Here is a 12,034-nt window from a genome sequence, read left to right on the forward strand (position 1 = left end):
GCACTGGTGCGTACGGGTGGGACGGCGGCGGTCAGCGCGGCCAGCGGGTCGATGATCCCGAACCCGAACTCGACGTCGCGTCCGGGTGGGCCGGCGTCATGTGCGGTGCGGATCAGCCGTTCGATCACGTTCGCCGCGGTCAGCTCCGGGAAGGCGGACCGCAGCAGGGCCAGGACGCCCGACACGATCGCCGCCGAGTTGGACGTGCCGGAGCCGGTGTCCAGGCCCGTCCGCGGAGATGGAGGTCGGTACGGGGGCGCGGATGCCCGGGGCCGGCGCGGCCACGACGGCCTGCGGGCCGTGCGCGGAGCCGTCCCAGAAGCCGCCGTGCGCGGTGGATCCGGTGACGGCGACCACGCCGGGGATGCTCGCCGGCGAGTTGATGATCGCCGCGTCGCCCGGCGGATCGTCGGGTTCGACGTTGCCGGCCGAGGCGACCACGATCACGTCGTGGGCCAGGGCGTAGCGCACGGCCTCCCGCTCGTCGGAGGTCGGATCGTCCGCGGAACCCAGGGACAGGTTGATGATGGTGGCACCGAGATCGACCGCCAGGTGCACGGCGACGGCGACCTCCGCCGAGTCCGCCTCGGCACCTGTCGAGATCGGCAGGACGCGGGCGGCCGGTGCGATGCCCCGCACCTGAGCCGGACCGCCGTCGACCCGGCCGACGACGAGGCCCGCCATCGCGGTGCCGTGACCGTCCGGGTCGTCGTCGCGCCAACCGTCCACCGCGGCGTCGGGGCCGACGCCCGCGCCGCGGACCAGTTGCCCGCGCAGCTTCGGGCTGGTCGCGTCGACCCCACCGTCGATGACGGCCACGAGGACCCCGGCGCCCTGGCTGATCCGCTGCACCCGGTCGAGATCCAGCGCGGACTGGTACCACTGCGGGCCGCTGGCTGGGCCGCTGGCCGGGCGGCGCGGCGTTGTGGTGGGGGTGGGGGTGGCCGCCTGGGCCGACGGCGCCGCCGCCCAGGTCAGCGATCCCCAGAGCAGCGCCGTGAGCAGGATGCTGGCGAGCAGCGGGCCCTGGCGCTTCCCAGCTGTGCCCGAGGGCGAACGGGGAAGCCGGGTGACCTGCTGCATGCGGACCTGCCTGCGGACGGGGCCACGCGGTGGTCCGGCGGCGACGGCCGGCGGTCCGGGCTGATGCGCACTGCCGCCGTCCCGTCAGCTTGACACAGCGTTCGAGCGCTTCCGGCCGAATGTCAGGGAACGGATAGAGCCCGCGTACTCGCCTGGTCCGCGGGCGCGGTGCAAACCGACTCTAACGTGAGGGTAGAGTCTGAGCGGCTGCCCGCGGCCGCGGGTGATGAGCACGATCGGTGGACCCGACAGCGGGTCGGCCGGATCCGGAGAGGGGCCGACGTGATGGCGCGACCAGGAGCGGGCACGGACACCCCGGCCGGTCCGCTCGCCGCACTGGTCGCGCGGGCCGCCGCGACCGAACTGCCGTCCGCCCAGCTGTGCCGCGAGCTCGCGGTCGCGCACGAGCGGGCCGACGACCCGGACGGCGCCGTGCGCTGGGCGCTGGCGCTCACCGACGCCGACGCCTCCGCGGACGCCGGTGCTGGTCTCGCGGCCTGGAGCGCGGCCGCGGGTGTGCTGCGCCGCTGCCTGCCGCGAACCCGGCCGCTGGCCCGCACGGTCGGTAGTTCCACGACGTCCCAGCTCACGGCGCTGCTCCCGCTGGCCGCGGCGCGGGCGGGGGTGGCCATCGAGACCTACGAGGGCGGCTACGGGCAGTACCGCCAGGAGATCCTCGACCCGGCCAGCGGGCTGTACCAGTTCAGGCCGGACGTGGTGGTGCTCGCCGTGCACGCCGGGGACGTCGCGCTGCCCGCGATCGCCGACGATCCCGAGGGCGCCGTCGCCGCCGAGGTGTCCCGCTGGACGTCGCTGTGGGACACGGTGCGTGCCCGTAGCGGCGCCCGGATCGTCCAGCATGGCTTCGCGCTGCCGGCCGAGGTCGCGCTCGGGCACCTGGCCCTGCGCACCGCGGGGGCGCGCCACCAGCTGCTGGCTCGGGTCAACGCCGAGCTTGGCCGGGCCGCCTCGGCGGTCGGGGTCGGCGGTGGGGACGCGGTCTGCCTGGTCGACTGTGACCGGCTCGCCGCCGGCGTCGGGCGGCGCACCTGGTTCGACCCGCGGTACTGGCACCGGGCCAGGCAGGCCGTCGCGCTGGACTGCGTCCCCCTGCTGGCCCGGCACACCGCCGCGGTGATCGGCGCCCAGCTCGGCGCGAGCCGCAAGTGCCTGGTCCTCGACCTGGACAACACGCTGTGGGGCGGGGTGCTCGGCGAGGACGGCCTGGCCGGTCTGGCCCTCGGGGAGGGTCCACTCGGCGAGGCGTTCGCCGCCGTGCAGGACTACGCCCTGGAACTGTCCCGGCGGGGAGTCGTGCTCGCCATCTGCTCGAAGAACAACGAGGCCGACGCGCGCGAGGCGTTCGAGCGGCATCCGGGCATGCGGCTGCGCCTCAGCGACATCGCGATGTTCAGCGCCAGCTGGGACGACAAGCCGACCCAGCTGCGCCGCATCGCCGCGACCCTCGGACTCGGCCTGGACGCCCTGGTGTTCGTCGATGACAACCCGGCCGAACGCGAGGCGGTCCGCCAGCTCGCCGGCGAGGTCGACGTCATCGCCCTGCCCACCGATCCGCACGGCTACCTGCGGGCCCTGGCCGACTATCCGTTCTTCGAGGCCACCGCCCTGACCGCCGAGGACGCCACCCGCACGGCCACCTACCGGGCCCGTGCCGACCTCGCCGCCGGTCTCGCCGCGGTACGGGAGTCCGCGGGTTCCCTCGAGGACTTCCACCGCGGCCTCGCGATGACCGCGACCGTCGTCGCCCTCGACGAGCTCACCCTGCCCCGGGTGGCCCAACTGGTCGCCAGGACGAACCAGTTCAACCTCACCGGCCGCCGCCGCGACGCCGACGACCTGGCCGCGCTCGCCGCCCGACCCACCACCGCCGCGATCTGCGTGCGCCTCGCGGACCGCTTCGCCGACCACGGTCTGGTGGCCGTCCTGATCGCCGTCGTCGACGGGGACGCGCTGGCGGTGGACACCTGGCTGATGAGCTGCCGGGTGATCGGCCGGACCCTCGAGGACGAACTGGCCGGGCTGTTGCTCGCCGAGGCCCGTCGCCGGGGCCTTGCCCGCGTCGCCGGCCACTACCGGGCCTCGGCGAAGAACGCCCTGGTGGCCGGCCTCTACGAGCGTCTCGGCTTCACCCGCGTCCTCCCGGCCGACGCCGACGTCCCACGGGACGCCGAGGTGACCTGGTGGAGTCGTCGCGTCGACGAACCGTACGCGTCCCGGAACCTGATCCGGGTCGTCACCGCCGACCACAGGATGGAAGAGGTGCTTGGCTAGATGGTGCAGGATCAGCTTCAGCTGATCTTCCGCGAGATCTTCTCCGACGACGACCTCGTCCTGACCGACACGATGACCGCCGCCGACGTCGCGGGCTGGGACTCCCTCGCGCACATCAACCTGATCTACGCGGTGGAGAGACAGTTCTCGATCCAGATCGCCGATGACCGCCTCGCGAGCTTCGCGTCCGTGGGTGATCTGCGCCAGCACATCGAGGAGCTGCGCCATGCCGCCTGACGCGCGGACGGCCGCGGAGCTCGGTCTGCGCGAGATCCTGCGGGAGGACTACCACCGCCACTACCGCTCGCTGACCCATCCCGGTCTGCACGTGCTCGCCGTCTACCGGTTCGGGCAGTGGCGGCGCTCGCGCGGCGGGGCGGTAGGCGCGGCGGCGACGGTGCTGTACAAGGCGCTGAACAACCTGGTCATCCGCAATGTGTACGGCGTGGAGCTGCCCGACTCCGCGCGGCTCGGACGCCGGGTGCTGATCGGCCACCATCAGGCGATCCTGATCCCGCCGCACTGCGTGATCGGTGACGACTGCACGGTCCGGCACAACCTGACCATCGGCTACGCCGGGGGTTCGGCCGCACCCGACGAGGTGCCGCACGTCGGCTCCCGGGTCGAGCTCGGCCCCGCGGTGCACCTCATCGGTGCGATCACGATCGGCGACGACGCGAGGATCGGTCCCGGCTCGATCGTGATGACCGACATCCCACCCGGCGCGACCGTGTTCGCCGCGCCCGCCCGGGTGATGCGCCCCGCCTCCACCTGACCTCCACGCTGACCGATGCCGGTCACAGCGCCGCGGTCGACCTGTCGCGGGCAGTGTCCGCGGGACGTCGGCGCCTCGGGTCCGCGAGCCAGTCGGTACGGTTTGAGCCCGGAAACGGGTGGCCCGAACGGGTGGCCCGGCGCCTCGGCCGAAATGGGGATACTCGCGGATGAAGGTGCTCGTGACCGGCACGGAGGGGTACCTGGGGTGCCTGCTCGCGCCCGAACTGATGCGCGATGGCCATGAGGTCATCGGTGTCGACACCGGTTACTACAAGTACGGCTGGCTCTACCGGGGTACCGACCGGGCCCCGCTGACCCTCGACAAGGACCTGCGCCATCTCACCGTCGCCGACCTCGAGGGTGTCGACGCCGTCGTGCACATGGCCGAACTGTCCAACGACCCCCTCGGGGCGCTCGCCCCGGACGTCACCTACAAGGTCAACCACGTCGGGTCGGTGCGGCTGGCGAACCTGGCCAGGCAGGCCGGTGTCTCGCGGTTCGTCTACATGTCCTCGTGCAGCGTCTACGGTGTGGCCACCGGCACGGACGTCACCGAGACCTCCCCGGTCGACCCGCAGACCCCCTACGCCGAGTGCAAGGTCTACGTCGAACGCGACGTGGCCCCGCTGGCCGACGACACGTTCTCACCGACCTTCCTGCGCAACGCCACCGCCTACGGGGCGTCACCGCGGCAGCGGTTCGACATCGTGCTCAACAACCTGGCCGGGGTCGCCTGGACCACCGGCGAGATCGCGATGACCTCGGACGGCACTCCCTGGCGGCCCCTGGTGCACGGACTCGACATCGCGAAGGCCATCCGCCTGGTGCTCGCCGCGCCGCGCGACGTCATCCACAACCAGATCTTCAACGTCGGCGACAGCGAGCAGAACTACCAGGTCAAGGAGATCGCCGACGCGGTCGCCTCGGTCTTCACCGGCTGCCGGCTGAGCTTCGGCGACAACGGTGGCGACAACCGCAGCTACCGGGTGTCCTTCGACAAGATCGCGACGACGCTGCCCGGGTTCTCCTGCGACTGGAACGCGCTGCGCGGCGCCCAGCAGCTGCACGAGGTGTTCACCCGCATCCAGCTCGACACGGAGACCTTCACCGGCCGCGGACACACCCGGCTCAAGCAGCTGCAGTACCTGATCGGCTCCGGCCAGCTCGACGCCGACCTGTTCTGGGCGGCACCCGCCACGGCGGCCCCGTGATCGTCACCCCGACCGCGATCGACGGTGTGTGGATCGTCGACGTCGAGCCGTTCACCGACGCCCGCGGCATGTTCGCCCGCACGTTCTGCGCGCGGGAGTTCGCCGCCGCGGGGCTCACCGTCGAGGTCGCCCAGGCCAGCGTGGCGTACAACGCCACGGCCGGAACCATCCGCGGCCTGCACTGGGCGCACGAGCCGGTCCGCGAGACCAAGCTCGTGCGGGTCACCCGCGGGGCGCTGCTGGACGTCGTGGTCGACGTCCAGCCGGACTCGCCGACCCACCTGCGCCATGTCGCGGTCGAACTGTCCGCCGACAACCACCGGGCGCTGTTCATCGCCGCCGGCCTCGCCCACGGCTACCAGACCCTGGTCGACGCCACCGAGGCGACCTACCAGATGAACGTCCCCTTCACCCCGGGACACGATCGCGGCCTGCGCTTCGACGACCCGCGGCTGGCCATCGCCTGGCCGCTGCCCGTGTCGGTCATCTCCGACAAGGATCGTGCCTGGTCACTGCTGCCGGACGGTCCCATCGGCGGTCTCGCCGCCGCACCCGCCGAGCCGGTCGGCGCCCGCACCGCCCCCTGATCCCGCCGACGTTGTCGGCGCCGTCGCCCCCCGTTGTCCCGTCCTCCGACGGACCTGCGAAAATCAACGCGGACGGGGACGATGGCGCCGACACCCCGCCGCGCGCTCTGGCGGTCCCGCCCGACCGCGCGCTGGCATCATGTTCGGCCCGCCCAGCCGTCCGTCCTCATCTGTGCAAGGGGAGCGCATGTCATCCGGAACTCCGGCCGCCACACCCGTCACCGCCTGCCGGTCCTGCGGTGGGCCCGCCCCACGGCTGTTCCTCTCGCTGGGGTCCACGCCGATCGCGAACCGTCTGGTGCGCGCCGACGGCCTTGACGCCACCGACCCGTCCTTCCCGCTCGAGGTCGGCTTCTGCGAGGCGTGCACCCTGGTGCAGCTCACCCACGAGCTGCCGGCGCTGGAGATCTTCGACGCGGACTACCCGTACTTCTCGTCGTTCTCCGACATGCTGGTGCGCCACTCGGAGAAGCACGTCATCGACCTGATCGCCAGCCGCAACCTCGGGCCGGACAGCCTGGTCGTCGAGGTGGCCAGCAACGACGGCTACCTGCTGAAGGCGTTCGTCGAGCGGGGCATCCCGGTGCTCGGCATCGAGCCGACCCCCGGCCCCGCCGCCGCGGCCCGTGCGGCCGGCGTGCCGACCCGGGAGGAGTTCTTCGGTGCGGAGCTCGCCCAGCGGCTCGTCGCCGAGGGCCTGAAGGCCGATGTGATCATCGCGAACAACGTGATGGCGCACGTGCCCGACCTGAACAGCTTCGTCGAGGGCTTCCGGATCCTGCTCGCCGACGACGGACTGGTCGACGTGGAGAACCCCGGGGTCGGCGCGCTGCTCGCGCACACCGAGTTCGACACCGTCTACCACGAGCACTTCTGCTACTTCTCGACCATCGCGGTGCAGTCCCTGATGCGCCGGCACGGCCTTGAGCTCGTCGGTGTCGAGGAGTTCGCCGAACTGCACGGCGGAACCCTGCGCTGGAGCATGCAGCACGCCGCCGCCGCGAAGCCCACCGCCTCGGTGGACTCGGTGCTCGGCGCCGAGCACGACGCGGGCCTGGCCACCTTCGACCGGTACGCCACCTTCGGTGACGACGTCCGCGCCGTCCAGCAGGACCTCGTCGCCCTGCTGCGCGGCCTGCGGGCCGAGGGCCGGACGATCGCCGCCTACGGCGCGGCCGCCAAGGGCGCGACGCTGCTGAACTCCAGCGGGATCACCACCGATCTGATCGACTTCGTGGTGGACCGCAACACCCACAAGCAGGGCCGCTACATTCCCGGCGCCCGGCTGCCGATCCTCGACCCGGCGGCCCTGCTCGAACGCCAGCCCGACTACCTGTTGCTGCTCGCCTGGAACGTGAAGAAGGAGATCATGGCCCAGCAGGAGGAGTACGCCGCCCGCGGTGGCCGGTTCATCGTCCCGGTACCCCGTCCGGTCGTGTTGTAGGCGGTACCCACATCGTGGAGTCGGGTCGCCGTCAGCTGTTCCTGTCGTCAGCCGGCTTCCGGCCAGCGGATCTCCGCCGGCCGGAAGGGTGAGCATGGCGGACATCGACGTGGGCAGCTGGAATCCGGACGAACCGGGCGATCTGCCGCCCAGGCCCGACCGTGGCCCTCGCGACCCGGGGCCCCACGACCCCGGGTACGTGGGCTTCGAGGTCTCCACGGTGCTCCCGCCCCGCGCCGAACCGCCACCCCCAGCACCTGGTCCCGCGGGATCGTCCTGGCCCGCCCAGCCCCGGCAGACCCGGCCCCGGCCCACACCCGGCGATGGTCATCGGATGGGTCGGATTCCTGCCGTTGGCCGGGATCCGACCGGACCCCGCCGTCCCAGCTGGTCCGTCACCGGCCCGAGCACCTCCGGTGGTCAGGGCCCGCCCAGCGGTCCTGGCGGACAGCCGCCCGTGGCCGGCGCCCGTCCGATGCCGGCCCCCGTGGCCTGGCGGACGGGGCCGTCCAACCCGGATCCGCGCCGGTCCGCGCCGGCCGACCCACCGGCCGCGTGGGCGCTGCCAGGTTCCTCCCCGCCCGCGGCCCCGTCGCCGGCCGTCGCGCCGGCGCCCTCGCCCCCGGCCACCGGACCACCACCGAGGCCGGCGGGCACGCCCGCGCCCAGACCCGCGCCGGCGGCCGGACGGTCCCCCTCACGGGTACAGCCCCCCTCGTCGGTGCAGTCCCCGCCGACGACCGCGTTGGGCCAGCGTGGGCCGGTGCGGGACGCGTCCCGCGGGACGCCCCCGCCGGGGGCGGCGCCCTCCTGGTCGGCGCCGCTGCCGGCCACGATCACCTCGACGATGGATCTCAGCGCACTGCAGGCGCGGCTGCGGGCCGAACACGTCGCGCGCGAGCGGGAGGTCGTTCGGGAACGAACCGTTCGGGAACAGGCCGAGCACACCACGGCCCTCGCCCGCGTCCCCGAGCCCGCGCCGGCGACCACACGGCTGCGGATCGGCCCGGCCGACGTCGAGGCCACCCAGGTGGTGTCCCGCGGGACGGCCCCGCCCGCACGCCGAGGGCGGCGTCCCATCGGAAACCGGCCCAGCGGTCGTACCCCGGGCCGGCCGGACGCCCTGCGGGGAGCGGGCCCGTCCAGCTCCGGTCGCACACACGAGGCGGACACCGGTACCGCCGGGGCCGACCCCGGGCGCCGTCGTGGACTGGCGACCGCGGACGGCGTCGAGCCGGCGGCGGAGCACGAGGACGGCGCGGCCGGCGGCAGCACCCGGTCGAAGGCGCTGTGGACGCTGGCCGACCAGGCCGTCTCCAGCGCGACGAACGCCGCCATCTCGTTTCTCATCGCCCACCAGGTGGACCGGATCGAGTACGGCGCCTTCGGCATCGCGTACACACTGTTCGCCCTGATCATCGGCATCTCGCGCGACGCGACCTGCATGCCGCTGAGCATGTTCTACACGGCCGGATCGCGTGCCTCGCTACGCTCGGCGTCCTCCGCGATGACGGGGGCGTCGCTGACGTTCGGTATCGGCGTCGGAGCGGTGCTCGCCGTGATCGGCCTGGGTGTGGGCGGGGCGGTGGGGTCGTCCCTGGCGGCGATGGGGCTCGTGCTGCCCGGGCTGCTGCTGCAGGACGCCTGGCGGTATGTCTTCTTCGCGACAGGTCGGGCGTCCGCGGCGTTCGTCAACGACATCGCGTGGGCGTTCGTGCAGCTGCTGGGGATCTGGCTGCTCATGCACCGCGGGGTCACCGATGCCTCGCCGCTGCTGCTGGCCTGGGGGGCGTCCGCACTGGTCGCGGCGCTGCTCGGGGTAGTCCAGGCGGGTTTCTGGCCCTCCCCGGGTGCCGCCGGCAGCTGGTTCGCCGAGAACCGGACCGACGCGACCTACCTGGCGGGGGAGTTCCTGACCGTGCAGGGCGCGCTGCAGACGTCGATGCTGCTGATCGGCGCGTTCGGGTCGTTGGCCACGATCGGTGCGCTACAGGGAGCTCGGACGCTGCTGGGGCCGATCACGGTGGTCGGTGTCGGTGTGGTGAGCTTCGCGCTGCCGGAGTTCTCCCGGCGGACGTCGATGGACGTCCGGGCGCGTGAGCGGGCCGCGTATGCCCTGACCGCGGTGGTGCTCGGGGTCGGATCGGTGTGGAGCCTGATCTTCCTGTTCCTGCCGGATCGTTATGGGCAGTCGTTGTTGGGGGACAGCTGGCCCGGGGTGAAGAGCATCCTGGGCCTGTCGATTCTGCACTATCTTGCGGCGGCGGTGCCGGTAGGACCATCGTGCATGGTGTACGCGCTGGGCAAAACCAAGATCACATTTCGGCTCAACCTCGCCTTCGCGCCGATCCTGCTGGGTCTACCGGTCGTGGGGGCGCTTGTTGGCGAAGCGCGCGGCGCCGTTGTCGGATTCAACCTCGCCTTCTGGGGACTTGCCCCGGTGTGGTTCGTTCTGCTGCGCCGGCTCGGCCGCGAGCATGATGTGGAGCAGGCCGCGCTGCGGGCGGCGAATGCCCGGCGGCACGGCGAGGGAAGTGCCCGGACGAAAGTTCGTAAGTCCGACGTTCCGGAAGATCCGACGTTCCGGAAGAGTTGCGTCGGGGTGGCGCGCGGTCGCCGGCCGAATCACCGGGCGGCAGGTCGCGTGTGGATGATGGGAACGGCCCGCGGCCCGGCCGGTCCGGTCAGCGGGCGGGAAGGCCCGGGCGTGGCCACCCCGGGTCCTGAACGGCAGCATTGCGTCAGTTGTAGCTATGACCGTTTACTATCCGCTATCGGCTAAGCTCGCAAATCGGTTCGTCAGATCTCGACCGTGGGTCCGGCAGTCAGCCGGATGCTCCTCTGGGGGGCTACATTGAGTCCGCTTCACGTCCTGCCGGAGCTGCCGGTGGGTTCCGCCGGCGCTTCGATCCGCGTGCGGGCGGCTGCCCCTCGTCTCCAGATCGGGGTGAGCGGGTCATGAGCCGCAACGCACCGGCCAGTGGCGAGACCAGCCGGGCCCCGTCAGCTCCGTCGCTGTTCAAAATCATTCAGCCGCGACTGCTGATCATCGCCATCGTGGTGGTCATCTTCGCGGCGCTCGCGGCGATCTACTCCAAGGCGCAGACAGCCTCGTACACCGCCAGCGCCCGCGTCTTCCTGTCGACGGACCAGGACTCGCTCGGCGTGAGCTCCGTCGACGTGACCCGCTACGTCCAGACCCAGGCGCAGTTCGCCCAGTCCTCCGCGGCCGTCACCGAGATCGCCAAGGCGCTGAAGCTCAGCGAGAGCGACGTCTCCGGCCGGCTGAGCACCACGCCGTCGGACGCCGGCTACTTCTTCGTCATCAAGGGTGAGGGTGCCTCCGAGGCGGCGGCGGTCGACCTAGTCTCCGCGGCCGAGACGGCCTACGGCAAGCTGCTGATCAGCAGCACCCAGACGACCCTCACCGAAATGCTCAAGGTGCGCACGCAGCTGACCACCCAGCTGCAGGGGCTGCAGACGTCGCAGGCCACCCCCGGCACCGAATCCGGGGACCTCACCGCCCAGCTGCAGGGGCTCAGCGGTGAGATCACCAAGGCCCAGACCACCGTGGCGCTCGGCAGTGCGGCGATCAAGCTCGCGGAGCCGCCGGTGTCCGCCGGGCAGGGCGCGTCAGGTCTGCTGCGCAACACGCTGGTCGCGGCGATCGTGGGTCTGCTGCTCTCGGTGCTGGCCGTGTGGATCATGTACCAGCGGCGGCCGACGATTCTTGACCCGCACAACCCCTCCGACGCGCTCGGCGTGCCGCTGATCGCGGCGCTGGAGCCGGGGCGCACCACGGCGAGCGCGGCCGAGACACTGGTCTCGGCGATGTCGGCGGTGATGTCGCCGACCAGCAAGGTGGTGGCGTTCACACCGGCGTCCCGCGGGGACCTCACCGCAGATCTGGTGTCATCGGTCGCCGCGGCCTGGTCCGACGACCAGGGCGTGGTGCTGATCCTGGACACGTCCCCGTCCTCGGAGGTGCGGGCGTCGCTGGAAGGGCTGCCGCGGGCGACCTCCGCCGAGCTACCCCGCTGGGCGCACGAACCGACCTGCCTGGCCCGCTCGTCAGGCACCGGGCGCGGTCACATCCTGTACAACCGGGTCTCGCCGGCCCGGGCGGCCCGCCCCGGCGGTCTCGCGCCGATCCTGGCCGACCGGGCCCCGGTCGTCGACCTGGTCATCCTGGTCACCTCGGCGCTGGCCGAACTGCCGATGACGGCGGCGTCCGCGATCCAGGCCGACGCGGTTGTGGTGATCACCTCGCCGGAGACGCACCTCAAGGAACTCGAGCAGGTCCCGCGGGACTGGCCGGCGCTCGCCGAGCGAGTCGTCGGGGTCGTCCACGACGGCCGCACCGGCATCCGCCGCGTCACCGGCAACACGCCGGACCGGCGCTCCTCGGTCGAGTCGATCACGTCGAGCTCACCGGTCAGCGACGGCGCGTCGAGCAGCCGTAACAGCAACCCGATGGACGCCGAGCCCACCGACCGCTACGCCCGTCCCGCCCGGTAGCAACCCCCAGGCCGGGCAACCCCGCCAGCCAGGCGGACGTTTCCCAGCCAGCGACGAACGGCCCCGCTGCGCGTCTCGTACGCGCCGCGGGGCCGTTCGCGTGGTGGTGGGGGGCCTAGCCC

Annotated in this window: 10 protein-coding genes and 1 pseudogene; 8 read left to right on the top strand and 3 right to left on the bottom strand. The window is 72.5% G+C overall.

Annotation, left to right across the window (positions count from 1 at the left end; all coding sequences use genetic code 11):
- Together G6R24_RS24520 and G6R24_RS12565 are read right to left on the bottom strand one after the other, a co-directional pair.
- Positions 1 to 407: S8 family serine peptidase (locus G6R24_RS24520; RefSeq protein ID WP_476727354.1), on the bottom strand; the 407-nt coding region annotated here is incomplete at its 3' end.
- Positions 331 to 1,083: pseudogene (locus G6R24_RS12565) on the bottom strand (S8 family serine peptidase); the annotation flags it as partial. The pseudogene G6R24_RS12565 and the gene G6R24_RS24520, both read right to left, overlap by 77 nt.
- 285 nt (positions 1,084 to 1,368) lie before the next feature.
- Between G6R24_RS12565 and G6R24_RS12570 the strand changes: the two are divergent.
- The 6 genes from G6R24_RS12570 to G6R24_RS12595 all read left to right on the top strand — a co-directional run bounded on the left by G6R24_RS12570 (position 1,369) and on the right by G6R24_RS12595 (position 7,394).
- Positions 1,369 to 3,375, top strand: coding sequence for an HAD-IIIC family phosphatase (locus G6R24_RS12570; protein WP_163549436.1), 2,007 nt, complete (start codon positions 1,369 to 1,371; stop codon positions 3,373 to 3,375).
- Positions 3,376 to 3,612: an acyl carrier protein gene (locus G6R24_RS12575; RefSeq protein WP_163549437.1), complete on the top strand. Its 237-nt coding sequence runs from the start codon at positions 3,376 to 3,378 to the stop codon at positions 3,610 to 3,612.
- Positions 3,602 to 4,150, top strand: coding sequence for a serine O-acetyltransferase (locus tag G6R24_RS12580; protein ID WP_225438458.1), 549 nt, complete (start codon positions 3,602 to 3,604; stop codon positions 4,148 to 4,150). The genes G6R24_RS12575 and G6R24_RS12580 overlap by 11 nt, the downstream gene beginning before the upstream one ends.
- Positions 4,151 to 4,319: 169 nt before the next feature.
- Positions 4,320 to 5,363, top strand: coding sequence for an NAD-dependent epimerase/dehydratase family protein (locus tag G6R24_RS12585; RefSeq protein WP_163549439.1), 1,044 nt, complete (start codon positions 4,320 to 4,322; stop codon positions 5,361 to 5,363).
- Positions 5,360 to 5,950: a dTDP-4-dehydrorhamnose 3,5-epimerase family protein gene (locus G6R24_RS12590; protein ID WP_163549440.1), complete on the top strand. Its 591-nt coding sequence runs from the start codon at positions 5,360 to 5,362 to the stop codon at positions 5,948 to 5,950. Before G6R24_RS12585 ends, G6R24_RS12590 begins: the two co-directional genes overlap by 4 nt.
- Positions 5,951 to 6,137: 187 nt before the next feature.
- Positions 6,138 to 7,394, top strand: coding sequence for a class I SAM-dependent methyltransferase (locus tag G6R24_RS12595; protein ID WP_163549441.1), 1,257 nt, complete (start codon positions 6,138 to 6,140; stop codon positions 7,392 to 7,394).
- 420 nt (positions 7,395 to 7,814) lie between these two features.
- Here G6R24_RS12595 and G6R24_RS12600 read toward each other — a convergent pair whose 3' ends face one another.
- Positions 7,815 to 8,228: a hypothetical protein gene (locus G6R24_RS12600; protein WP_163549442.1), complete on the bottom strand. Its 414-nt coding sequence runs from the start codon at positions 8,226 to 8,228 to the stop codon at positions 7,815 to 7,817.
- Between the two features lie 13 nt (positions 8,229 to 8,241).
- On the opposite strand from G6R24_RS12600, the gene G6R24_RS12605 reads away from it, so the two are divergent.
- Complete coding sequence (locus G6R24_RS12605; RefSeq protein WP_175084337.1) at positions 8,242 to 10,176, top strand: MATE family efflux transporter; 1,935 nt, start codon at positions 8,242 to 8,244, stop codon at positions 10,174 to 10,176.
- Positions 10,177 to 10,352: 176 nt separating this feature from the next.
- The gene (locus G6R24_RS12610; RefSeq protein ID WP_163549443.1) at positions 10,353 to 11,912 is read left to right on the top strand and encodes a Wzz/FepE/Etk N-terminal domain-containing protein; all 1,560 of its coding nucleotides are present in this window, start codon (positions 10,353 to 10,355) and stop codon (positions 11,910 to 11,912) included.
- The last annotated feature ends 122 nt before the right edge of the window (positions 11,913 to 12,034 follow it).

It is taken from the genome of Candidatus Frankia nodulisporulans, assembly GCF_902806475.1.
Lineage (GTDB): Bacteria > Actinomycetota > Actinomycetes > Frankiales > Frankiaceae > Frankia > Frankia umida.